General features: G+C 60.6%; 22 protein-coding genes and 4 tRNA genes. 7 read left to right on the forward strand and 19 right to left on the reverse strand.

Annotated features, from left to right (window positions below):
- Positions 1–310: 310 nt before the first annotated feature.
- The 3 genes from GGI48_RS04600 (at position 311) to GGI48_RS04610 (ending at position 2,556) form a co-directional block, all read left to right on the forward strand.
- Positions 311–1,399 (forward strand): asparaginase, encoded by a 1,089-nt coding sequence (locus tag GGI48_RS04600; RefSeq protein ID WP_047303134.1) that lies wholly within the window; start codon positions 311–313, stop codon positions 1,397–1,399.
- Between the two features lie 193 nt (positions 1,400–1,592).
- Positions 1,593–1,862 (forward strand): DUF1654 domain-containing protein, encoded by a 270-nt coding sequence (locus GGI48_RS04605; protein ID WP_020372522.1) that lies wholly within the window; start codon positions 1,593–1,595, stop codon positions 1,860–1,862.
- 4 nt (positions 1,863–1,866) lie between these two features.
- A complete protein-coding gene (locus GGI48_RS04610) occupies positions 1,867–2,556 on the forward strand; it encodes an endonuclease (protein ID WP_016963688.1) in 690 nt (229 codons plus the stop codon).
- Between the two features lie 51 nt (positions 2,557–2,607).
- On the opposite strand, the gene GGI48_RS04615 is transcribed toward GGI48_RS04610, so the two are convergent.
- Positions 2,608–2,964 carry a hypothetical protein gene (locus GGI48_RS04615; protein ID WP_016963689.1) on the reverse strand — a complete coding sequence of 119 codons (357 nt, stop codon included), beginning with the start codon at positions 2,962–2,964 and terminating at the stop codon, positions 2,608–2,610.
- 264 nt (positions 2,965–3,228) lie between these two features.
- On the opposite strand from GGI48_RS04615, the gene csrA reads away from it, so the two are divergent.
- Positions 3,229–3,423 (forward strand): carbon storage regulator CsrA, encoded by a 195-nt coding sequence (gene csrA, locus GGI48_RS04620; RefSeq protein ID WP_007920550.1) that lies wholly within the window; start codon positions 3,229–3,231, stop codon positions 3,421–3,423.
- Positions 3,424–3,662: 239 nt separating this feature from the next.
- On the opposite strand, the gene GGI48_RS04625 is transcribed toward csrA, so the two are convergent.
- From GGI48_RS04625 to GGI48_RS04640, 4 genes are all read right to left on the reverse strand, one after another.
- Positions 3,663–4,103: a VOC family protein gene (locus tag GGI48_RS04625; RefSeq protein ID WP_179597241.1), complete on the reverse strand. Its 441-nt coding sequence runs from the start codon at positions 4,101–4,103 to the stop codon at positions 3,663–3,665.
- A 261-nt stretch (positions 4,104–4,364) separates the two neighbouring features.
- Complete coding sequence (locus GGI48_RS04630; protein WP_179597243.1) at positions 4,365–5,831, reverse strand: glycosyl hydrolase family 18 protein; 1,467 nt, start codon at positions 5,829–5,831, stop codon at positions 4,365–4,367.
- Between the two features lie 45 nt (positions 5,832–5,876).
- Positions 5,877–6,506 (reverse strand): lytic polysaccharide monooxygenase auxiliary activity family 9 protein, encoded by a 630-nt coding sequence (locus GGI48_RS04635; protein ID WP_047303128.1) that lies wholly within the window; start codon positions 6,504–6,506, stop codon positions 5,877–5,879.
- A 325-nt stretch (positions 6,507–6,831) separates the two neighbouring features.
- Entirely contained in the window at positions 6,832–7,182 is a 351-nt protein-coding gene (locus GGI48_RS04640; RefSeq protein ID WP_179597245.1) for a hypothetical protein, read from the reverse strand.
- A 399-nt stretch (positions 7,183–7,581) separates the two neighbouring features.
- Here GGI48_RS04640 and GGI48_RS04645 point away from each other — a divergent pair, with 399 nt between their 5' ends.
- Entirely contained in the window at positions 7,582–8,715 is a 1,134-nt protein-coding gene (locus GGI48_RS04645) for an RNA ligase RtcB family protein (protein ID WP_179597246.1), read from the forward strand.
- On the forward strand, positions 8,715–9,332 hold the full coding sequence (prfH, locus tag GGI48_RS04650) for a peptide chain release factor H (protein ID WP_179597248.1): 618 nt from the start codon (positions 8,715–8,717) through the stop codon (positions 9,330–9,332). The genes GGI48_RS04645 and prfH overlap by 1 nt, the downstream gene beginning before the upstream one ends.
- A 597-nt stretch (positions 9,333–9,929) precedes the next feature.
- Here prfH and GGI48_RS04655 read toward each other — a convergent pair.
- A tRNA-Val gene (locus tag GGI48_RS04655) sits at positions 9,930–10,006 on the reverse strand.
- Between the two features lie 187 nt (positions 10,007–10,193).
- Between GGI48_RS04655 and GGI48_RS04660 the strand changes: the two genes are divergently transcribed.
- Positions 10,194–11,477, forward strand: coding sequence for an NAD(P)/FAD-dependent oxidoreductase (locus tag GGI48_RS04660; RefSeq protein WP_016968008.1), 1,284 nt, complete (start codon positions 10,194–10,196; stop codon positions 11,475–11,477).
- Positions 11,478–11,673: 196 nt separating this feature from the next.
- On the opposite strand, the gene GGI48_RS04665 is transcribed toward GGI48_RS04660, so the two are convergent.
- From GGI48_RS04665 to GGI48_RS04725, 13 genes are all read right to left on the reverse strand, one after another.
- Positions 11,674–11,750 (reverse strand) — tRNA-Asp (locus GGI48_RS04665).
- 101 nt (positions 11,751–11,851) lie between these two features.
- Positions 11,852–11,928: transfer RNA gene (locus tag GGI48_RS04670), tRNA-Asp, on the reverse strand.
- Between the two features lie 58 nt (positions 11,929–11,986).
- Positions 11,987–12,062, reverse strand: a tRNA-Val gene (locus GGI48_RS04675).
- A 166-nt stretch (positions 12,063–12,228) separates the two neighbouring features.
- On the reverse strand, positions 12,229–13,002 hold the full coding sequence (locus GGI48_RS04680) for an SDR family oxidoreductase (RefSeq protein ID WP_016968006.1): 774 nt from the start codon (positions 13,000–13,002) through the stop codon (positions 12,229–12,231).
- Positions 12,999–14,210, reverse strand: a complete 1,212-nt coding sequence (locus tag GGI48_RS04685) for an O-succinylhomoserine sulfhydrylase (RefSeq protein ID WP_016968005.1) — start codon at positions 14,208–14,210, stop codon at positions 12,999–13,001. The genes GGI48_RS04680 and GGI48_RS04685 overlap by 4 nt, the downstream gene beginning before the upstream one ends.
- Positions 14,211–14,246: 36 nt before the next feature.
- A complete protein-coding gene (purF, locus tag GGI48_RS04690) occupies positions 14,247–15,752 on the reverse strand; it encodes an amidophosphoribosyltransferase (RefSeq protein ID WP_016968004.1) in 1,506 nt (501 codons plus the stop codon).
- 41 nt (positions 15,753–15,793) lie between these two features.
- Positions 15,794–16,351 carry a CvpA family protein gene (locus GGI48_RS04695; RefSeq protein ID WP_016968003.1) on the reverse strand — a complete coding sequence of 186 codons (558 nt, stop codon included), beginning with the start codon at positions 16,349–16,351 and terminating at the stop codon, positions 15,794–15,796.
- Positions 16,352–16,449: 98 nt separating this feature from the next.
- Positions 16,450–17,100: an SPOR domain-containing protein gene (locus tag GGI48_RS04700; RefSeq protein WP_179597250.1), complete on the reverse strand. Its 651-nt coding sequence runs from the start codon at positions 17,098–17,100 to the stop codon at positions 16,450–16,452.
- Positions 17,084–18,391, reverse strand: a complete 1,308-nt coding sequence (gene folC, locus GGI48_RS04705; protein WP_047303119.1) for a bifunctional tetrahydrofolate synthase/dihydrofolate synthase — start codon at positions 18,389–18,391, stop codon at positions 17,084–17,086. Before folC ends, GGI48_RS04700 begins: the two co-directional genes overlap by 17 nt.
- Complete coding sequence (gene accD / locus GGI48_RS04710) at positions 18,388–19,308, reverse strand: acetyl-CoA carboxylase, carboxyltransferase subunit beta (RefSeq protein ID WP_016967999.1); 921 nt, start codon at positions 19,306–19,308, stop codon at positions 18,388–18,390. Before accD ends, folC begins: the two co-directional genes overlap by 4 nt.
- 259 nt (positions 19,309–19,567) lie before the next feature.
- Positions 19,568–20,200, reverse strand: a complete 633-nt coding sequence (locus GGI48_RS04715) for a phosphoribosylanthranilate isomerase (RefSeq protein WP_179597252.1) — start codon at positions 20,198–20,200, stop codon at positions 19,568–19,570.
- A gap of 63 nt (positions 20,201–20,263) precedes the next feature.
- The gene (gene truA / locus GGI48_RS04720) at positions 20,264–21,088 is read right to left on the reverse strand and encodes a tRNA pseudouridine(38-40) synthase TruA (protein WP_016967995.1); all 825 of its coding nucleotides are present in this window, start codon (positions 21,086–21,088) and stop codon (positions 20,264–20,266) included.
- A gap of 283 nt (positions 21,089–21,371) precedes the next feature.
- On the reverse strand, positions 21,372–23,990 hold the full coding sequence (locus GGI48_RS04725) for a FimV family protein (protein WP_179597254.1): 2,619 nt from the start codon (positions 23,988–23,990) through the stop codon (positions 21,372–21,374).
- Positions 23,991–24,085 lie beyond the last annotated feature (95 nt).

Genomic DNA, 24,085 nt, shown 5'->3' on the forward strand with positions numbered 1-24,085 from the left:
GATCATCGACCGCCGCAGAACATTCTTTAATAAATGCGCAAGAAGTCGCTTCAGGACTGGCGGCGAGCACTTTCGGATTGCCGAACACAGCACTGCGCAAATGTTCGGAAACCCGGACGCCACCTGACTCACCACGCTCATGAACAGAAATAAAATTGATATAAATCAGTAACTTAAAATACTTATCCGATCAAGGTAGCGCTGGTACAGATCCTGCTCAACCCTCGCTGCCCCGGCGCAAACAGATCTGCCGCCGAGGTGTTTCTAGATGAACCTGCATCAGCACCGTCTCACTACTAGAGAAAAAATAATGAAATCTGCCTTCAAATCCTTCGCCCCGGGCGCTTTGGCCCTCCTCCTGCTTCTGCCTGCCGCCCTGCAGGCCAAAGAAGCTGAAACCCAGCAGAAACTCGCCAACGTCGTGGTCCTCGCCACCGGCGGCACTATCGCCGGTGCCGGCGCCAGCGCGGCCAACAGCGCCACCTATCAGGCGGCCAAGGTCGGCATCGAACAACTGATCGCCGGCATTCCGGAGCTGAACCAGCTGGCCAACGTGCGTGGCGAACAGGTCATGCAGATCGCCTCGGAAAGCATCACCAACGAAAACCTGCTTCAACTGGGTCGCCGCGTTGCCGAACTGGCCGACAGCAAGGACGTTGATGGCATCGTCATCACCCACGGCACCGACACCCTGGAAGAAACCGCCTACTTCCTCAACCTGGTGGAAAAGACTGACAAGCCAATCGTAGTGGTCGGCTCCATGCGTCCAGGCACCGCCATGTCGGCCGACGGCATGCTCAACCTGTACAACGCCGTCGCCGTCGCCGGCAGCAAGAACGCCCGCGGCAAAGGCGTACTGGTGACCATGAACGACGAAATCCAGTCCGGTCGCGATGTCAGCAAAATGATCAACATCAAGACCGAAGCCTTCAAGAGCCCATGGGGCCCGCTGGGCATGGTGGTGGAAGGCAAATCCTACTGGTTCCGCCTGCCGGCCAAGCGCCACACCATGGATTCGGAATTCGACATCAAGAACATCAAGAGCCTGCCTGACGTAGAAATCGCCTACGGCTACGGCAACGTCAGCGACACCGCCTACAAAGCCCTGGCCCAGGGCGGCGCCAAAGCCATCATCCACGCCGGCACTGGTAACGGTTCGGTGTCTTCCCGTGTGGTTCCGGCCCTGCAGGAACTGCGCAAGAACGGCGTGCAGATCATTCGTTCTTCCCACGTCAATGCCGGTGGTTTCGTTCTGCGCAACGCCGAACAGCCTGACGACAAGTACGACTGGGTCGTGGCTCATGACCTGAACCCGCAGAAAGCCCGCATCCTGGCCATGGTCGCCCTGACCAAGACTCAGGACAGCAAGGAACTGCAACGCATGTTCTGGGAATACTGACAGAACCCCGCTCGACCGGCCTCGGTCGAGCGGGCTTGCAACCACTCGCCCGCCCGGGCGAGTGGCGCCGATACCACCTCCCCTCCCCCCAGCAAAAATATCTGCTCACCTCGTGAGACAAATGCATAAAACGTTGTCAGAGGAACTTCTTGAATTTTAAGCAGTTGCGAAATGTCTTACAGTTAAATACTGTATGCACGTACAGCTTATTAAGGAATGTTCCGTGGCCAACGCTCAAACACCCCTCAGCTCCTACGAACGCCTGGGTGTACGCATCCAGAAAATCATCAACTCCCCCACCGCACAGAAAGCCAAGGCCGCGCTGATCTTCCGCCTCGCCGACGAACCTCAGGACGAGTGGGAGCGCCTGCTGGAAGAAATCGCCGAAAACGACAACGTCACCCTCGCCTATCGCGACGATGGCGGCGTGCAGATTTTCTGGGTTGTGCCGAAGGAAGACTGAGTCAATGAGTGTTCGTTGTTTTGCCCTGCTGTTGCTGTTTCTCGCCTGTACCGCCCAAGCCGACGCGCCCCGCACCTTCAGCGAAGCCAAGAAGGTCGCCTGGAAGCTCTATGCCCCCCAATCCACCGAGTTCTATTGTGGCTGCAAGTACACCGGCAATCGGGTGAACCTGGCGGCCTGCGGCTATGTGCCGCGCAAGAACGCCAAGCGCGCCGAACGCATCGAGTGGGAACACATAGTGCCGGCCTGGCAGATCGGCCATCAGCGTCAGTGCTGGCAGCAAGGCGGACGCAAGAACTGCACCCGCACCGATGCGGTCTATCAGCGCGCCGAAGCCGACCTGCACAACCTGGTACCGAGCATTGGCGAAGTGAATGGCGACCGCAGCAACTTCAGTTTCGGCTGGCTGCCGGAGCAATCGGGCCAGTACGGTTCATGCCTGACCCAGGTCGACTTCAAGGCCAAGAAGGTCATGCCACGACCGTCGATTCGCGGCATGATCGCCCGCACCTACTTCTACATGAGCAAGCAGTACGGCCTGCGCCTGTCGAAGCAGGATCGCCAACTGTTTGAAGCCTGGAACAAGACCTACCCGGTGCAAGACTGGGAACGCCAACGCAATCAGAGCGTGGCCTGCGTGATGGGGCGCGGCAATGAATTCGTCGGCGCGGTCAACCTCAAGGCCTGTGGCTGAAAGCAGATCGCCCGCTGAACGCGGGCGATCCTGGATCCTGTGCCAACAGGTTTATTGCGCGGCCTGATGCTCGATGACCGTGACGTCGATATCGCGCTTCTTGGCCTTGACCAGCTTTTCGATCACTTCATTCTTCTTGGCCTCGGCTTCGGCCTGGGACGCAAACGGACCGACCACCACCAGGCGCTTGCCCTCCACGGTCACCACATTGGAAATGATCCCGTGCTCGATCAGCCAGCCGGTCAGATCGCTGACCGCCTGAGGCAACTCACTGCCCACCAGCACATCCCACTGTGGCGCGCTGGAGGCCTGAACCGCCTGGACCTGCGTGGCCGCCGCCGCAGTCTTGTTCGCTTCGACCCGCTTGCCTTCGCCGCATCCGGCCAATGCCAACACCGCCATCATCATCGCTACTGTGCGCACAACCCACCCCTAGAAAGTCTGAGGCGGCGATTTTAGCACTCCAGCCACGAGAGACCTCGTCACAAAATCAGGCCGAAACAGGAAGAATGATATTTATTGCCTATGTATAGTTGCGCCTTGGGAATTAATAGATCGTCTGCGCGTCAGAAAGAGGCACCCACTCAGTGGAACTTCGCACTAATCTATACCTAAGACCGACCTCTGCACTGTTTGAATCTGGTGCCCTACAAAGCTATCAAGGAGAAGATCATGCTGATACTCACCCGCAAAGTCGGTGAAAGCATAAACATCGGTGACGACATTACGATCACCATCCTCGGCGTCAGCGGCCAACAGGTCCGCATCGGAATCAACGCGCCCAAAGATGTCGCGGTACACCGTGAAGAAATCTATCAACGCATCCAGGCCGGACTCACTGCCCCGGACAAGCGCGAAACCCCTTGAACTCAATGAGCACCCGCTCCTCGCCTGCAACCCAAGGCTGGTGCGGCGCGTGCCTTGTTCATCCCGAGCTTCTCCCACAGAATCCCCGCCTGTCCTCAGCGGATAGCGGCCACAGCAGATTCCCGCGCACCGGACTTTCACCAACCACTGACTAACGCCCCTTTCTGGCAACCCATCCTACCGCTGCCTCCCGGCATGCGGCGCCGCAGCAATGCCGGCGTCGCGCCCGGGCACGGCGGTCAGGCGTCTGCTGACGGTTCCACCGGCTTGAACCCCAAGTCCTGGGTAAACCGCAGCAGGTAGCCATCAGGATCCTGCACCAGCAGGTTCAACTCGCCATGCAGCGACTCATCATGGCGATACCAGCACTCCTGGATGTCCCTGCGCAAGGCGATACCGGCCTGCTTCAGCGCCGCCGCCAGCTGGCGAATATCCGGGCACTCGATGGACAGGTTCATGCCGCGGCCAAAGGGGGCCTGCAAGGGACCTACCCGCCACTCCGACTCCTGCTGATCATCCTGTTCCAGCATCAATTGCCCGCCGTTGAATGAAAGAAAGGCAAAGAAGTGCTCGGGACGCTGATACTCCACCTTGAAACCCAGGGTATCGCGATAAAAAGACAGGCTGCGCTGCAGATGGGTGACCAGCAGTTCCGGAACCAGATTATTCATTTGAAACATCGAGGGCTTTCCTTGCTCATGCAATCGAGCCGCGAGCCTACTACTAAGCCAAGCCCGAAAGCAGCATCGCTTACCAACGATTACAACTGAACCAGGGCTCACGCGGGCGGCGCTGACCCGCATCAGCGTCCGCGCAGGCGCGTTACCAACAAACAAAGCAATCCACATTGAGGCGGAAAAACGCAAAAAGCGGCCCGCATTCGGATCGACAACATCCGCGCGGGCCGCCCGTTCATGCCCTCGGGCACTGACCTCTAGACCTCAGGCATGACGCTCCAGCAGCACCTTGCTCCACAGCGTGAACGCCACGGAAGGCGTCCAACCCGGGTTGGAGGTGTGCTCCTGAAGGCAGAGATAGCGATTGCCTTCATAAGTCACGCCCTCCTCCCTCATGTAGCGCTGACTGGTGCGCCACTCGGGAAAGCTCGGATCGACCGCCCCTCCTGCGGTCCTGACACTGAGGCTGCGACTGGGCAAGGATTCCCGGCCCTGAGTGTCAGTGGCCGTGACAAAGTAGGCGTACTGGGTATCCGCATTCAGGCCCTTGTCCTCATAGGCCGCAGTCGCTGTCTTGCCCACCGCATTGCCATCGCGGTACAGGGTGTAGAACTCCACCGGGCGCAGGCCGCCGGATGTGCCCCAACTCAAACTGACACTGTTGCGAGTGGTCCCCTGCACCAGCAGATTGCCCGGCGCCCCAGGCCTCTGCGGCTCGCCGCCGTCGCCATGGATCAACGGCGCATAACGGTTGCGGAACTCCCAGTCGTAATGCACGCCGTGCCGATTGACCCCGGCATCCCAATTCACCGACCAGGTCATCAAGCCCTTGATGGCGTGGCCACTCTCCTGCAGGCGTTTGAACGCGTTGTTCAACGCCGCAGGTTCGATGACATAACCGGTGGCTGCCGCATCGACGTTGCTCGGCAAACCGATCACCAGCTTGTCCGCGGCAATCCGAGTGTAGCCACGCGTACCCGAGGCCAGGCTGTCGGTCAGGTAGAACAGAAAGTCCTCCTTCATGGCGTCGTTGTTCTGGGCAATCCACGCCCCGTGCCCGCCATTGGCCTCCGGCACCCAGAGCCCATCACCGCCCTGGTTGTAATACTGCGGCGCGATAAAGTCGTAGTAGCCCTCCAGGGCCTGCAGGTACGCCACGTACTTGCCATCGCGGCTCAGGTACGGAAACTCGGGCGCCATGCTGATGATGAAGTGCTTGCCCTGGCCGGCGTAATGATCCTTCACCAGCTTCAGCGCGGCCGGCAACACGCTCTTGTTGTCGGCAAAGTCGATGGCGCTCTGCTCCAGATCGATATCCAGGCCATCGAAACCATAAGTCTCGACCAGGCGAATGATCTCGCTGGCCAATGGCTGCTCGTTGCCCTTGTGCAATTCGATATGCGCATCGGCGCCGCCCAGGGAGATCAACACCGCCCGCCCCTGGCTGTTGAGCACGCCGACCTGACGCCGGAACTCTTCATCCGACAGGTTATAAGGCTTGAACGTCGGAATGCCGTGCCCCTTCATGAAGGCCACCGCCACCACGTTATATTCCTTGGGCACATCCAGCAGATTGAGATTGGCGAACTGCCCCCGTTGATAACCATCGGCAGGGCCGGCGGCCCAGTTGTGCCAGAAGCCCATGAGGATCTTCTTGCCGGCAATGCTCGGCATCAGAGATGCGGCATCCGCGGGCTGACTCTTGATCGAGGTAAAGTCGATTTTATTCATGCTCTAATCCTTCAGAACGGATAAACAATGCTGTAAGCCTGTAACTTACTTGAAGTCCAGATCGAACGCCTGATAGAACCCGTTGCCCGTATTGGCAACGATCCACACCAGTACCACAACATGATGGCCTTTCTTGTTTTTCGGCAGTACTACTTCATGGTGGGTCTTGGCTTTGAGCACCGATCCAAACTTGTCGAAAGGAACTTCAGTATAAAAGTCCTGATAAAAAGCCTGGGGCTCGAGTTGAGCGCGGCTGATACGCTGCTTCGGGTCCCAGCCATCTTTGGTGATGAACCAGCTGTAACCACGGGTGACGTGAGGCGCGGTGTATTCCCACTGCACGCGAAACACCTGACCCGGATCGACACTGAGCTGCGGCCAGTTGAAAGCACGGTTGAGTTTCTTCGACATCTCCTCGTTGGTGAAGTTGATGCAGTCGCGCTCATCAACCTTGCCGCCGCTGAGAATATGACCGTCTGCGGGTGGTACGACGCTTGCCACATCGCTGTCGTAGGGTTTCGGGAAGGGACCGGCGACCAGGGACGGGAAGTTTTTCCCGCCTTCCATCTCATTCACCTGCCAGGTCCCCAGCAGACCCAGTTCCACCGCAACCGAACCGCGGCTGGAAGGCGACACAATGCGACCATGTTTAAGTTGAGCTTGTGGCTTATTCATATCATTCACTCCATTGACTAATTAAGTTCGCTCCTCGTTGAGCACCTTTAACTTAGCGCACTTTTATCGATTTTTTCATACGCCCACAAACTAACCACCCGGGACAATTTGCAAAAGTTGGCGCCAGCCCCATTAAACCCTGGACTTCCCGATTTGAACTGACAACTTGAAGAGTCAATGTATTACACGCTTTGCTACAGCAAAATTTGCTCTTTCACTTTATGAAAAAGCCCAGCAGCCCAACTAACACCGAAAAAACGCCCGGCAGAAAAAAACCCGGCCATAGCCGGGTTTGTCCTGAAAAAAGCCTGAAGCCATCCGTTGCTTATAGACAGGTAGCCAACGCCGCCAGGCGGCGCTTGGAAACGGCGCTGTCCTCGACCGCGTAGTAGTGAATGGTGGTCCCGGAAGCCTCGACCTTGATGTCCACGAAGGATTCGGCGGAGCGGGTATACACCGTATAGCCACCGCCCTTGCCTGGCTGCAGATATGCCGCAGCGTCAACACCGAAAACCGCTTCATCCTGCCAGGCGAACTGTACGCACTGCGCCACCAGCTGATCTGCCTTGGCCGAACTCAGGGTCTTGTTGGGCGTTCTGGCCCGAGCGTCGTCCATGGTGGAACCCGCACAACCGGCCAACAAAACCGCAACCATCACCGCCATCAACACCCGCATGCTGCCACCTCGTCCATAAAACGCGAGAGTATCGCTCAGGCGGCAGAAAAAAGGCGTCCACCGGAAGAAAAAACCTCCTGCCAAGCAACGCCGCCCTGACCAACCCTCAGCCAGGGCCCGTAGCGCCCACCTTGCGCCCCAAGGCCATGGTTTTACGGGCCTTGGCTACAAGGACAGGCGTTGTTTATTCAGGACTCCCCATTGTCATGGCTCAGTTGAAGGTTTAACCTTCGCGCCCCTTCCCACACTTTTGCCAAGGAGATCCACCATGCAACAGCTGATCACCCCTTGCAGGACGTGCCTGGTTTAAACGCTGTATCCGCTACCCGTTAGCGCCTTCGCTTAATCCCGCTTCGTCCTGCCACTACCTGACTATTTTTTTCCAATCAGGAATTGGACATGGACACTTGCATCCGTCATTTGTCGAACGGCGTCTCGCTGATCGCCTCAGACACCACCTGGATCGAAGATAAAGCGCTCCAGCAACTGCAAACCACCGCCCAACTGCCCGGCATGCGCCAGGTGGTCGGCATGCCGGACCTGCACCCAGGCCGAGGCTACCCGGTGGGAGCAGCATTCTTTTCCACTGAAATGGCCTACCCGGCCCTGGTGGGCAACGACATCGGCTGCGGCATGACGCTGTGGCAAACCGATCTTTCCAGCAGCCGCCTCAACCTCGACAAGCTGGAGAAAAAAATCGGCAACATCGATCTCCCTCTGGATGAACAGTGGGATGAAGAGCGAGCGCAGCTGGGACTGCCCGTCAACGGCCATGAACACTCACTGGGCACCATCGGTGGCGGCAATCACTTTGCCGAGCTGCAACAGCTCGACCAGGTGTACGACGCCAGCGCCGTGCAGGCCCTGGAGCTGAATCCCAAAGCCTTGTTGCTGCTGGTGCACAGCGGCTCCCGGGGCCTGGGAGAAGCCATCCTGCGGCGTCATGTGGACCAGCACGGTCACAACGGCCTGGCCATGGCCAGCGCCGCCGGCGCTCAGTACTTGCAAGAGCACGACGCGGCCCTGCGTTTCGCCGAGGCCAACCGACGATTGATCGCCGAACGCCTGCTGCACAACCTGCGGGCCAAGGGACGCTCGATTCTGGACATCAACCACAACCTGGTATCACCAGCGAATATCGACGGTATTACGGGCTGGCTGCATCGCAAGGGCGCTACACCGTCGGACCAGGGTCCGGTGGTCATCCCGGGCTCCCGGGGCGACTACAGCTATCTGGTACACCCCATACCGGCAACTGCCAGCCTCTACTCCCTGGCCCACGGCGCCGGGCGCAAATGGCTGCGCAGCGATTGCAAAGGCAGGCTGGCTGCGCGCTTCAGCTTCGACCAGCTCAAGCGCACTCAACTGGGCAGCCGGGTGATCTGCGAAGACCGCGGATTGATGTACGAGGAAGCGCCCGAAGCCTACAAGAGCATCGACAGCGTGGTCGGCAGCCTGAGGGATGCCGGCCTGGTGCAGATCATCGCGCGGCTCAAGCCGGTACTGACCTACAAACGCCGGGGGTGCTGCTGATGCTGCTGTTACAACTGTCTTCCGCCCAGGGACCCGCCGAGTGCGAACTGGCGGTGACCAAGGCCCTGCAACTCCTGTATCGCGAAGCCGAGGCACACAGCGTGCGTGCCAGCCTCGTCGAGCAGGTAGCCGGCCAGGGCCGGGGTACCCACAGATCGGTATTGGTCAGCCTTGATGGCGAACAGGCTGCGGCACTGGCCGAACGCTGGACCGGCACCCTGCTCTGGACCTGCAAGAGCCCCTATCGCCCCGGATACAAACGCAAGAACTGGTATTTCGCCGGTCAACTGTTCAAGGCTCCAGAGGACAGCATGGACGGCGCGATCCGCTTCGAAGCCATGCGCGCATCAGGCCCGGGCGGGCAACACGTGAACACCACGGATTCCGCGGTGCGCGCCACGCACCTGGCCAGTGGCATCAGCGTGAAAGTGCAGTCAGAGCGCAGCCAGCACGACAACAAGCGCGTTGCGCGCCTGCTGATCCAGCAACGCCTGGCAGATCGGCAACAGCAATCCGCAGAGGCGCTGCGCCTGCAACGCCGCGACGGCCACCACAGCGTGGAGCGCGGCAACCCGGTGCGCAGCTTCAACGGCGAGGGGTTCATCGCGCAGAACTGATCATCCTTCTCCGGGAGTCGTACTTCACGACTCCCCGCCCAGGAAGCGAGGAGCACAGCCTTGAAAAGACCAGAGCGCACGTAAAAGATCTTCAACCTGCCCAGCAACCGACGCGCCCAAGGACGGGCGCTCACAACAGCGCGAACGACAAGCAGCAGAATCTTTGAAGGCAAGGGTCAACGGGAGTATCGGCAACCCAAGCTCCATCGCTGCGAGAGCGGCGCAGAAAGTGGTCGATAATCAACGGCATAGAAACGAGCGGATCAACCCACAGGACAATCCACAAACGCCAAGACGGGCGCAGCATGGAAAGGCCTCTCGGAATGCACAGGCGGAACTGCTGCGACGAGCAGCCAGCGACAATGCCGAGCCGCCACTTGAGGATTGGCAGGTGTTCTGCCGAACGCCCAGACGCTTCTTCCACAACCCAAGCTGCACACTCAAGCAGCCTTCGTGATCAGCAGCGACATAGAGGATGACAAAGAGTGCACCGAGGCCCTGAACGGGTTTTGCAACGACATGAAAACGCGCAAAACAAAAAAGGGGTTCACCTCTCGGTGAACCCCTTTCAGACCGCCCAGCAGAGCGGATTTTGTTTGGTAGGCGCGATTGGACTCGAACCAACGACCCCCACCATGTCAAGGTGGTGCTCTAACCAACTGAGCTACGTGCCTGCTGTGAGGCGGCATTCTACGGAATTCCAAAGGGGTGTCAACACCTTTTTTGCAGCTAAGCCTATGAATATGCGAATTTTTTAATTTCGGCGCCTGGAAGAAGTTTTTCCTTGTATCTGGTAGCGCTTTTCCAACTCAGGTAGCATCGGCGCACTCGTAAAATATATTAAACACATGAGGTCGCAGGATGGCGCACATTCCCTACCCACAGTCCTATTACGCCGCATCCGCCAATGCAGCCCCGGAACGCCCGCTGCTGCAAGGCGAAGTGGAAACCGATATCTGCGTGATCGGTGCGGGTTATACCGGCCTGTCCAGCGCCCTGTTTCTATTGGAAAACGGCTTTCGCGTAACGGTACTGGAAGCTGCCAAGGTCGGCTTTGGCGCATCCGGACGCAATGGCGGACAGATCGTCAACAGCTATAGCCGTGACATCGACGTGATCGAGCGCAGCGTCGGCCCCAAGCAAGCACAGCTGCTGGGACAAATGGCCTTCGAGGGCGGCCGGATCATTCGCGAGCGGGTAGCCAAGTACCAGATCCAGTGCGACCTGAAAGACGGCGGCGTCTTCGCGGCGCTGACCAGCAAGCAGATGGGCCACCTTGAGTCGCAGAAACGCCTGTGGGAGCGCTACGGCCACACCCAGCTGGAACTGCTGGACGAGCGACGGATTCGCGAAGTCGTGGCCTGTGATCAATACAAGGGCGGCATGCTCGACATGAGCGGCGGCCACATCCACCCGCTGAACCTGGCACTGGGCGAAGCGGCGGCCGTGGAATCCCTGGGCGGCACTATCTACGAACAATCCCCGGCAGTACGCATCGAGCGCGGAGCCAATCCCGTTATACATACCCCACAAGGTAAAGTCCGCGCCAAGTTCGTCATCGTCGCCGGCAACGCCTACCTGGGCAATCTGATCCCGGAACTGGCCGCCAAGTCCATGCCTTGCGGCACTCAGGTGATCACTACCGAACCCCTGGGCGACGAGCTGGCAGCCAGCCTGCTCCCTCAGGACTACTGTGTCGAAGACTGCAACTACCTGCTGGACTACTACCGCCTCAGCGGCGACAAGCGCCTGATTTTCGGCGGCGGCGTGGTCTACGGCGCTCGCGACCCGGCCAACATCGAGGCGATCATCCGACCGAAGATGCTCAAGGCATTCCCGCAACTGAAAAACGTCAAGATCGACTACGCCTGGACCGGCAACTTCCTACTGACCCTGTCGCGCCTGCCACAGGTGGGCCGCCTGGGGGACAACATCTACTACTCCCAGGGCTGCAGCGGCCACGGCGTGACCTACACCCATCTGGCCGGCAAAGTCCTGGCCGAGGCCTTGCGCGGCCAGGCAGAGCGCTTTGACGCCTTCGCCGACCTGCCCCACTACCCCTTCCCTGGCGGCCAGTTGCTGCGCACGCCATTCACCGCCCTGGGCGCCTGGTACTACAGCCTTCGTGACAAGCTTGGCTTCTGATAGTCCGAGTTTTTCGCAGGTACAAAAAAACCGCCGAATAGGCGGTTTTTTATGCTCAAGCAACAGCTACTGCAAAAAGGCAAATTCCGAAAACAAAAAACCCCGGTCTTTCGACCAGGGCTTTTGCTATCGATGCGAATCAAGCCAGTAGCTTGCTTCGTTGCTTCAAGGCGTTCAGTGGTCCTTGAGGCTGATATGGCGCAGCGGACGGGACTCGAACCCGCGACCCCCGGCGTGACAGGCCGGTATTCTAACCGACTGAACTACCGCTGCGTATCGCTTGGACTTGCGTCCATGTGAATCGTTTAAATCGTCTGAAAGAAGAGCTTCGATGCTTTTCGATCGCAAACCAGGCAAGCCTGATCTGGAAAATATGGCGCAGCGGACGGGACTCGAACCCGCGACCCCCGGCGTGACAGGCCGGTATTCTAACCGACTGAACTACCGCTGCGCGTCGGTTGGAGGCTTCTTTGGAAGCTTCCGTCTTTCTTGCGAAAGACACTCAGGAATGGTGGGTGATGACGGGATCGAACCGCCGACCCTCTGCTTGTAAGGCAGATGCTCTCCCGGCTGAGCTAATCACCCTTTGCTTCGCTGAGGCCGCGAAATTTACGCAGGTAACGAAGCTAAGTCAATAGCAGGCTTGAAGTTTTTTTCAAAAGCCGCGGAATGGCCCAATGGCCAGCCGCACGAAAAAAGCCACTGGCGCACAGCCATACTGCTCACTGGCCGCTTAAAGCCAGGTGCGGCCTTACGCCTGATAAATCATTTTCTTGGTCATGCCACCGTCCACCACGAACTCCTGGCCAGTGACAAAACCCGAATTGCGCGACAGCAGCCAGGCCACCATCGACGCCACATCCTCAACCGTCCCCACCCGGCCCGCAGGATGCTGGGCATGATCGGCATCGGATAAAGGCTCGGCACGCCGCACCGCCGGATCACGCGCATCGATCCAGCCAGGACTCACGGCATTGACCCGGATCTCCGGCCCGAGACTGATGGCCAGGGCATGGGTCAGGGCCAACAGACCGCCCTTGCTCGCCGCATAGGCTTCGCTGTCAGGTTCCGATTGCCGAGCCCGGGTTGACGCCAGATTGACGATGGAACCGCCATGGGCGCGCAGATAAGGCGCGCAATGCTTGGCCAGCAGCATGGGCCCACCGAGATTCACCGCCAGCACCCGATTCCAGTAAGCCAGATCCAGGCTTTCCAGAGTGATGTTGTGCGGATCAGCCACCGCCGCGTTGCACACCAGCGCGTCCAGGCGCCCGAACTGCCCCAGCACCTCGGCCACGCCCTGCGCCACCTGCTCCTCGTCCGCCACGTCCATGGTGATGAACCAGGCATTCTCGCCCAACACCCTGGACACCTTGGAGCCACGCTCCCGATCCACGTCGGTCAGCACCACCTGCCAGCCTTCGCTGATCAGCCAGGCAGCGATACCCAGGCCAATGCCCCGTGCCGCACCCGTGACCAGCGCGACACGTCCGTTGCCACCCTGAGGCGTGGACAACTCGATCACAAGGCTGCCAACCCACGAGCCAGGTCGGCCTGCAGGTCAGCCACATCCTCAAGGCCCACCGCAATGCGGATCAGACTGTCGCGAATGCCGGCCGCTTCACGCTCCTGTGGCGCCAGGCGCCCGTGGGACGTGGTGCTCGGATGGGTAATGGTGGTTTTGCTATCACCCAGGTTGGCCGTGATCGAAATCAGGCGAGTGGCATCGATAAAGCGCCAGGCGCCCTCTTTGCCGCCCTTGACCTCGAAGCTCACCACCGCGCCGAAACCACGCTGCTGACGCTTGGCCAGCTCGTGTTGCGGGTGGCTGGCAAGACCGGCGTAGTGCACCTTCTCGACACCGTCCTGCTGCTCAAGCCACTGCGCCAGAGCCAGGGCATTGGCACAGTGAGCACGCATCCGCAGGCTCAGGGTTTCCAGCCCCTTGAGGAAGATCCAGGCGTTGAACGGACTCAGGGTCGGCCCGGCAGTGCGCAGAAAGCCCACCACTTCTTTCATCTGTTCGCTGCGTCCGGCTACCACGCCGCCCATGCAACGACCCTGGCCGTCGATGAACTTGGTGGCCGAATGCACCACCACGTCCGCGCCCAGCTTCAAGGGTTGCTGCAAAGCCGGGGTGCAGAAGCAGTTGTCGACCACCAGCATCGCGCCCTTGGCATGCGCCAGCTCAGCCAAGGCGGCGATATCCACCAGTTCGGCCAGCGGATTGGAGGGAGATTCGACGAACAGCAGCTTGGTGTTGCTCTTGATCGCCGCATCCCAGCCAGACAGATCCGCCAGGGGCACGTAATCGACTTCAACGCCAAAACGCTTGAAGTACTTCTCGAACAGGCTAATGGTCGAGCCAAACACGCTGCGCGACACCAGCACGTGATCGCCAGCACTGCACAGACTCATGACCACCGAGAGAATCGCCGCCATGCCGGTGGCCGTGGCGACCGCCTGCTCAGCGCCCTCCAGCGCCGCGATACGCTCTTCGAACGAGCGCACCGTGGGGTTGGTGTAACGCGAATAGACGTTGCCTGGCACTTCGCCAGCGAAGCGTGCAGCCGCGTCAGCCGCTGTACGGAACACATAGCTGGAGGTGAAGAACATCGGATCACCGTGCTCGCCTTCCGGCGAGCGGTGCTGACCGGCGCGCACCGCCAGGGTATCGAACGCTACGCCTTCAAGGTCGCTGTCCAGCCGACCGGCATCCCAATCCTGACTCATGCCGCCTACTCCTAATGTCTTCTTAAATGCTCTGGATCAGTTGTTGTACAGATCGATGATGGCGCTGACCGCCTGGGTCTTGGCCTTGGAGGCATCGTTGCGAGCGTTCTCGATCTTGTTCAGATAGGCCTCGTCGACGTCGCCGGTGACGTACTTGCCGTCGAACACCGCGCAGTCGAAGCTCTCGATCTTGATCTTGCCGCCACCGACCGCCTCGATCAGGTCCGGCAGGTCCTGATAGATCAGCCAGTCGGCACCGATCAGGTCAGCCACGTCCTGGGTCGAACGATTGTGAGCAATCAACTCGTGGGCACTTGGCATGTCGATGCCATAGACGTTCGGGTAACGAACCGCCGGCGCCGCGGAGCAGAAGTAGACGTTCTTCGCACCGGCTTCACGGGCCATCTGGATGATCTGCTTGCAGGTGGTGCCGCGAACGATGGAGTCGTCCACCAGCATCACGTTCTTGCCGCGGAATTCCAGCTCGATGGCATTGAGCTTCTGGCGCACGGATTTTTTCCGCGCTGCCTGGCCCGGCATGATGAAGGTACGGCCGATGTAGCGGTTCTTGACGAAACCTTCGCGGAACTTGACCCCCAAGTGGTTGGCCAGCTCCAGCGCCGCGGTACGGCTGGTATCCGGAATCGGAATCACCACGTCGATATCGTGCTCCGGACGCTCGCGCAGGATCTTCTCGGCCAGCTTCTCGCCCATGCGCAGGCGCGCCTTGTACACCGAAACGCCGTCGATGATCGAATCCGGGCGAGCCAGGTAGACGTGTTCGAAGATGCACGGAGTGAGCTGCGGGTTGGTCGCGCACTGACGGGTGTAAAGCTTGCCCTCTTCAGTGATGTAGACCGCCTCGCCCGGAGCCAGGTCGCGAATCAGGGTAAAGCCCAATACATCCAGGGAAACGCTTTCCGAGGCGATCATGTATTCCACGCCTTCGTCGGTATGACGCTGGCCGAAAACGATCGGACGGATGCCGTGAGGGTCGCGGAAACCGACGATACCGTAACCGGTGATCATGGCCACCACCGCATAACCACCGACACAGCGGTTGTGCACATCAGTCACTGCGGCAAACACGTCTTCCTCGGTCGGCTGCAGCTTGCCGCGCTGGGCCAGCTCGTGAGCGAACACGTTGAGCAGCACTTCGGAGTCGGAGTTGGTGTTGACGTGGCGCAGGTCGGACTCGTAGATCTCCTTGGCCAACTGTTCAACATTGGTCAGGTTGCCGTTGTGCGCCAGGGTGATGCCATACGGCGAGTTGACGTAGAACGGCTGAGCCTCGGCAGAAGTCGAGCTGCCTGCGGTTGGATAACGCACATGACCGATACCCATGTGCCCCACCAGGCGCTGCATGTGCCGTTGCTGGAACACATCACGCACCAGGCCATTGTCCTTGCGCAGGAATAACCGGCCATCATGGCTGGTCACGATACCGGCAGCGTCCTGGCCGCGGTGCTGGAGGACGGTTAGCGCGTCATACAGCGCCTGATTGACGTTCGACTTACCGACGATACCGACGATGCCACACATGCGACGCAACCCCTACTTAATGAAACTGAACTGAACCCATCTTACTGAGGCGTTTTGGCCGGTAAGAGGTGCTCCTTGAACGGTATTTCAGCGGGTACGCTGATACCGCTGGCCAGCCACTGACTGCTCCACCCCAGGATGAGGTTCTTGGACCAGTCTGCAACCAATAGAAATTGTGGCACCAGCCGCGACTGCTGCCACCAGGAATCCTGCTGTACCGGCCCCAGGCTCAAGAGCCCGACCGCCACGACCACCAGCAGCGCGCCACGCGCCGCGCCGAAGGCCATGCCGAGGAATCGATCGGTCCCGGAGAGGCCGGTGACGCGAATCAATTCGCCGATGAGATAGTTGACCATTGCCCCCACCAGCAAGGTGGCGACAAACATGATTGCGCAGCCCGCGATCACGCGAGCCGAGGGAGTTTCGATATAACCGCCGAGGTACTCGGACAGTGAGCCACCAAACATCCAGGCGACGACTCCTGCGATGATCCAGGTAAGCAACGACAAGGCTTCTTTGACGAAACCGCGGCTCAAGCTGATCAAAGCGGAGATGGCGATTATTGCAACGATCGCCCAGTCAACCCAGGTAAATGGCACAGTGCAGCCTACAGACGGATAAGGCGGCGCATTTTAACAGAGCGCTTGGCTGTCGGTAAGCTGCGATTCACTGTGCTTTTGAAATCAGCCAGATAGCTTCAACCACGCTCTGGCTGAAAGCGCACCACAAACCCCTTGAGGTTGTGCTGACGCCCCAGCAGGTCACGCAGACGGTCGGCCTCGGCACGCTCGATCAGCGGCCCGACGAAGACCCGGTTCTTGCCATCAGCGGAACGGATATAAGCGTTATAGCCTTGACTGCGCAGGGTTTTCTGCAGGTTTTCCGCACCTTCACGGCTCGACAGACTGGCCAGCTGCACCGACCAACTGATCGACAGGCCATTGGCATCGATTCGGCTCTGACTGGTGTCAGGCTTGGCAGCGGCAATCGGCTGGGCCGGGGCTGGAGCCGGCACGGGCGCGGGTTTTGGCGCCGGCTTGCTCGCCGCAGGCGCCGGGGCAACCACCGGCACACTCGGGGCAATCGGCATCGAAGGCGCAACCTGCTGCACCACTGGCTGCTCGACAGGCACCGGTTCCTGAGGCAACACCTTGGGCTCGGGCACCACCACAGGCTCAACCTGAACCTGCGGCATGGCCGAGGCTTGCGGCACAGGTGGTGCTTCAACCGTTACGTGGCGCTGCTCATCCTCGCGCGAGAACAGCATCGGCAGAAAGATCACCGCCAAGGCCACCAGCACCAGTGCTCCAACCATTCGCTGCTTGTAGACGTTATCCAGCATTGCCATGTGCAGCTTCCTCCGTGGAGCGCCGGGCGAGCCACTCGAGCGCCTCGGCGACACAATAAAAAGATCCGAACAGCAGAATTTCATCATCCGCGGTCGCTTGCTCGCATTGCGCTTCCAATGCCGCAGCAATACTGGCGTAGGACGCTACCGAAGCGCCAAGGTTCTCCAGTGCGGCCTGCAGATCCTGCACCGGGCGCGCCCTGGGCGAATCCAGCGGCGCCACGGCCCAGCTCTGGACCGAAGACTGCAGACACCCCACCACCCCCGGCAGATCCTTGTCCGCCAGCAGGCCAAATACCGCCAGGCGCCGACCGCTCAGCGGTCGACGTGCCAGGCGCTCGGCCAGATACTGCGCGGCATGGGGGTTGTGCCCCACATCCAGGAGCAGGTTCAGGCGCTTGCCCTGCCATTCCACCTGCCGACGATCCAGGCGCCCGGTGACTCGGGTCTGCTGCAATGCTGCGCCCATCTGATCAGGCTGCCAGGGCAACCCGGTAAGCAGATAAGCCTGCAAGGCCAGCGCCGCGTTCTCCATGGGCAGATCAAGCAACGGCAGATCCCGCAGCTCGACCTGATTGCCCTGGGCATCCAGACCACGCCACTGCCAATGCTCTTCGGTCAGCGCCAGATCGAAATCCCGCCCCCGAAGGAAAAACGGACAACCCAGCTCCCGCGCCTTATCCAGCAGCGGCTGCGGCGGATTCAGGTCGCCACACAGCGCCGGAGCGCCCGGACGGAAAATCCCGGCCTTTTCGAAGGCCACGGATTCACGGGAATCGCCGAGGTACTCGATATGATCGACTCCGATGCTGGTGACCAGCGCCAGGTCGGCATCCACCAGGTTGACCGTATCCAGACGACCACCCAGACCGACCTCCAGCACCACAGCATCCAGCGCCGCCTGCTGGAACAGCCAGAAGGCCGCCAGGGTGCCCATCTCGAAATAGGTCAGGGAAACTTCACCGCGCCCCGCCTCTACTGCAGCAAAGGCTTCGCACAACTGCTCGTCAGTAGCTTCGAGACCATTGACCTGCACCCGCTCGTTGTAACGCAGCAGGTGCGGCGAGCTGTAGACCCCCACCTGCAAGCCCTGGGCTCGCAGCAGGGAGGCGACAAAGGCACAGGTCGAGCCCTTGCCGTTGGTTCCGGTCACCGTGATCACCCGAGGCGCCGGCTTGCCCAGCCCCATCCGCGACGCTACCTGCTGCGAGCGCGCCAAGCCCATATCGATGGCCGAGGGATGCAACTGCTCAAGGTAGGCGAGCCATTCGCCCAGGGTGCGCTGGATCATAGGTTGGCTGGAGCCGGTGGCACCACCATCGGCTCCACGGGAGCCGCGACGAATTCCGGCGTCGGCAGACCCATCAGTTGCGCCAGCAGGTTACCCAGACGCGGACGCAGTTCCTGACGGGCGATGATCATGTCGATCGCCCCGTGCTCCAGCAGGAACTCACTGCGCTGAAAGCCTTCCGGCAGTTTTTCACGCACGGTCTGTTCGATCACTCGCGGACCGGCGAAACCTACCAGGGCCTTAGGCTCGGCGACGATCACGTCACCCAGCATCGCCAGGCTGGCGGAAACACCACCGTAGACCGGATCGGTCAGCACGGAGACGAAGGGAATGCCCTCTTCACGCAGGCGCGCCAGCACCGCGGAAGTCTTGGCCATCTGCATCAGGGAAATCAGCGCTTCCTGCATCCGCGCACCACCGGAGGCGGAGAAGCAGATCATCGGGCAACGGTTTTCCAGGGCGTAGTTGGCCGCACGCACGAAACGCTCGCCGACGATCGCGCCCATGGAACCGCCCATGAAGGAGAACTCAAAGGCCGAGACCACCACCGGCATGCCCAGCAGGGTACCGCTCATGGAAATCAGCGCGTCCTTCTCGCCGGTCTGCTTCTGTGCCGCAGTCAGACGATCCTTGTACTTCTTGCCGTCGCGGAACTTCAGGCGGTCCACCGGCTCCAGATCGGCGCCCAGTTCGGCACGACCCTCGGCGTCCAGGAAGATGTCGATGCGCGCACGTGCACCGATACGCATGTGGTGGTTGCACTTGGGGCAAACATCCAGGGTCTTTTCCAGCTCCGGACGATAAAGCACCGCCTCGCAGGACGGGCACTTGTGCCACAGACCTTCAGGCACCGAGCTTTTCTTCACCTCGGAACGCATGATCGAAGGGATCAGTTTGTCTACTAACCAGTTGCTCATGCTTTCTTTCTCCAGTACCGGCGGCCCGAACGCTCTGGTTCGCAACCCCGCGTATGCCCTTGAGCTAAATTCATGTGTGCGGCGATGTTCACTTCGCTACCGCGGTCAGCACCGGGCTCGACCTGCCTGCAACGAAACGTTCCTCAGCCATCCCGACAACCCGCGATAGAGCGGTTGCCACTCGATTCCGGCACCGCCTTAAGGCGACGCCTGCCTGTTTTGTACAGTGGTGTTATGGACGGCGGCAGACTGCCAGCCGTCACATCGACCCACTGCTGCGACGCACGGCCTGCATAAATGCCTGAATCTTGGCCGGATCCTTGATGCCCTTGCCCTGCTCGACTCCGCCACTGACATCCACCGCATAAGGACGAACCTGGGCAATGGCCTGGGCAACATTCTCTGCATTGAGGCCGCCAGCCAGGATGATCGGCTTGCTCACTTCCCGCGGAACCAGGGACCAGTCAAAAGCCTCGCCAGTTCCCCCCGGCACGCCCTCGACATAGGTGTCCAGCAAAATCCCACTGGCGTGCGGGTATGCCCGGCAGGCCGCGGCAATATCATCTCCAGCCTTGACTCGCAGCGCCTTGATATAGGGACGGTGATAGCCATCGCAATCAGCCGCCGACTCATCGCCGTGAAACTGCAGCAGATCCAGCGGCACCGCATCGAGGATCTCCCCCAGCTCGCAGCGACTGGCATTGACGAACAGCCCGACCGTGGTCACGAACGGCGGCAAGGCGGCAATGATCGCCCGCGCCTGCTGCACAGACACGGCCCGCGGACTTTTGGCATAGAACACCAGACCGATAGCGTCGGCCCCCGCCGCCACGGCCGCCAACGCGTCTTCTATGCGGGTAATCCCGCAAATCTTGCTGCGAACAGCTGACATGTCGTGTGAACCTCGGGGGCAAATTCGGAAAGTTCCGGATGGTAGCAAATGCTTTTCCGGGCGTCAGCCGTCAAGTTCAGGCCAACCGGTGAGGAAATGTGGCCCGATATAGCGCTCCGGCAGCGCAAACTCGTCCTTGTACTCGACCTGAACCAGGTACAGGCCAAAAGGATGAGCAGTGACCCCGCCCGCGCGACGAACCCGACTCTCCAGCACTTCCCGCGCCCACTCCACCGGGCGCTCGCCGGCGCCAATGGTCATCAAGACCCCGGCAATGTTGCGCACCATGTGATGCAGGAAGGCACTGGCACGAATATCCAGGACGATCATCTTGCCGTGCCGGGTCACCCGCAGGTGATGAATCTCCTTGATCGGCGACTTGGCCTGGCACTGCCCGGCCCGAAAGGCGCTGAAATCATGGGTACCCAGCAGGAACTGCGCGGCCTGGGCCATGCGCTCGGTGTCCAGGGGCCGGTGATTCCAGGTGACTTCTTCATTGAGATGGGCCGGACGGATCTGGTCGTTGTAGATCACATAGCGATAGCGCCGGGCGATGGCCTTGAACCGCGCATGGAAATGCGCGGGCATTTCCTGGGCCCAACTGACGCTGATGTCATGGGGCAGGTTGATATTGGCCCCCATGACCCACGCCTTCATCGAACGCACGGCCTGGGTGTCGAAATGCACCACCTGACCACAGGCATGCACACCGGCATCAGTGCGCCCCGCACAGGACACCAGCACCGGAGAGTCCGCGACCCGGGACAAGGCCTTCTCCAGAGTTTCCTGGACGCTGGGCACGCCAGAAGCCTGGCGCTGCCAACCGCGATAGCGCGACCCCTTGTATTCAACACCCAGAGCAATGCGGGAAAAGCCTTCGGCTGCCATTTCGGCGGCCGGGTTATCTATGTTTGCCAAGAACTTACAGCCTGCTGATATGCGCAAAGGCGCTCATTATAAGGCTGCCGGGTGCAGACGCCATGCACGGCCACGGTTTAGTTGAAGATTGAGCGCAGCGATCGCCATTTAATTGCCCCGCCTGGTTCAGGCCCGCGCGAAGAGAGCAACGCCCCGCCCGGGCAAAGCGCGCCAATGCGAGCACCCCGAAAAATCGGCACCAACAAAAACGGCAGCCTCATCGGCTGCCGTTCTGGTCAAGCGGGATCCGGCTTCAGGCCAGTCGCGCCAGCATTTCCTGGGCTTCACTCTTCTGCCCTTCACTGCCTTCGCTGAGCACTTCGCCAAGGATGTCCCGCGCGCCGTCGTTGTCACCCATATCGATGTAGGCCTGGGCCAGATCGAGCTTGGTGGCCACTTCATCGCTGCCGGAAAGGAAGTCGAAGTCGGCCTCCTCAGGCGCCGCCGCTGCATCTTCAGCCGTGAAACTCGGCCCGGCCGGCTCAGGCTGATCCAGACTCTGAGCCAGACGATCCAGCTCCGCGTTGACATCATCCAGCTCGGAAGCGAACGCATCCTTGGGTTCGCTGGCCGCATCCATCTCATCGGCCAGGGACAGATCGAAGTCAGCGGACAAGTCCAGATCGTCCAGAGCCGCCTCCGTAACGGTGGGCACATCGCCGGCCGGCACATCCTTGAGGTCGTCCTCAAGGCTCAGCAGGAAATCCTCATCGTTCTGGGTCGCTGCGGGCAAATCAGCCCCCAGGTCCAGATCGAAGTCGCCAAGATCATCCAGGCTTTCCTGAGCGGCGGTCTGCTGCTCCAGGACCGAGCCGAAACTCAGGTCATCATCCAGCGGGAAATCTTCCAGCTCGATCGCCGGCTCGGACGGCTCGGACGCCACGACCGCAGGCGAAGCCGCCTCAAGATCGTCCAGGCTCAGGTCGAAATCCGCATCCAGCCCTTCGACAGGCGCAGCAGGCTCAGGCGCCTGCGGCTCGTCCAGCAGCTCCTTGACGTACTGGGCATCCAGCTCCGCGGCAACAGCGGCCGTCGCCAGACCGGCAGCTGCAGCCACTGCAACCATCGCCGGGAAACGGCTTTTGAGTTGCTCGACCTGAGCATGGTTATCGCCATTGGCCACCAGTTGCCGCTCCTCGGCGACGAAGGCGCTGCGATCACCCTGATGCGCGTAGACCTCCATCAACTTGAGGCGCAGATCACTGCGCTGCGGCTCCAGCTTGACCGCCTCTTCGAGCAGCGCTGCTGCCTGGTTCAGGCGGCCAGCGTCGATATGATTCTGTGCCTGCCCCAGCACGTCCGTGGCTCGCTCCACCGGCGCCGCCGGGATGGGCGCCACCACCGGAGCCGGTGCTGGAGCTGGAGCTGGAGCTGGAGCTGGAGCTGGAGCTGGAGCTGGAGCTGGAGCCAGCTTGACGCTTGGCGGTGGAACTTCAAGGCCTTCGAAACTGCCTTCCGGCAATTCCAGCTCCTCGGTGAAGTCATTGCTTTCCTCGGACAAGGCCCGGGCCATGCGCAGGTGCTTTTCCGCTTCCTGCTGGGCCTTGCGACGACGCGCAAGCAACAGCAACAGCAACAGCACGGCCACGACCGCCCCGCCACCTACCAGTCCCAGCAGGATCGGATTGGTCAGCAGGTCGCCATATTTGTCTTCATCGCTCTTGGCCGCCTCATCCACTGCCGGAGCGGCAGCCGGTTCGCTGACAGGCGCCGCAGGAACCACGGGAGCCACCACCGGGGCCGCCGCCTCAGGCTTGGCCACCAGCTCGGCCGGCATCGCCGGTGCGGGCTGAGCAGCCGGCGCCGCGCCCTCGGCCTGCAGCTTGGCCAACTGGTTGTTCTTCAGCTCGATCAGACGCTGCAGCTTGTCCAGCTGACTCTGCAGATCCGCCATGCGCTCCTTGAGCTCGGCGTTGTCACGACGGGTCGCGTCGAGACTTTCCTGAGTCACCGCCAGCTTGTTGTTCAGCGCCTTGCTGTCGCCTGCCGCACCCTTGCCTCGCGCCTTGCCGCTTTCCGCCGAGACCAGACTCAAGTTGTCCTTGGTGTTGACCTGCTTGGGCGCCTTGTCGGCACCGGCACGACGGGTGGCGTCCACCTGCTGCTGACTGCGGGCACCGGCACGACGCCCCTGACGCCAGGCTGCGTTTTGCGCGGCCACTTCGGCAATGGCCTTGGGCTGCGCCAACGCTGTGCTCTGCACTACGTCAGGCAGACGCAGGACCTTGCCGGCCTTCAATCGATTGATGTTGCCGTCGATAAAGGCATCCGGGTTCAACGCCTGGATCGCGAGCATGGTTTGCTGGATCGACGCGCCATTGCGATTCTTCGCGGCGATTTCCCACAGCGTGTCACGGGCCGCCGTTTTGTATTGCGCGGGCTTGCTGGCTTTATTGCCACGGGTAACCGGGGCATTCACCGCCGGGCCTGCAACCGGAGCAGCCTGGGCGGCAGCGGCGGCTTGCGGGGAAAACTTCGAAGGATCCAGCAGCACGCTGTAATCGCGCAGCAGGCGGCCGTTGGGCCACATCACCTGCACCAGGAACTTGACCATCGGCTCAGACAGCGGCTGACTCGAAGTCACCCGCAGCACACTCTTGCCGCCGGGATTGAGAACGGGGGTAAAACTCAGGTCATTGAGAAAGGCCTGACGATCGACGCCGGCCTTGGCGAACTCTTCTGCCGGGGCCAGGCTGGGCACCACTTCAGCGGCAGTCAGGTCCTTGATATCGAGCAATTCGATTTCAGCTACCAAAGGCTGGTTCAGACTCGACTTCAGGGTCAGCTCCCCAAGCCCAAGCGCCTGCGCCATACCGGAGGACAGCGCCGAGGCGGCCGCTATTGCTAACACCAGTTTGCGAACTTGAACCATAGCCTCATCCTTTGTTTGAACGTTCCTCGGCCAGCGAGAAGGTTTTGTAGCGGCTGCCATAAGGCACTGCGCGGAGGCCACGACCACCGCGCGGG

Origin of the sequence: Pseudomonas protegens (assembly GCF_013407925.2) — a bacterium.
Lineage (GTDB): Bacteria > Pseudomonadota > Gammaproteobacteria > Pseudomonadales > Pseudomonadaceae > Aquipseudomonas > Aquipseudomonas fluorescens_AP.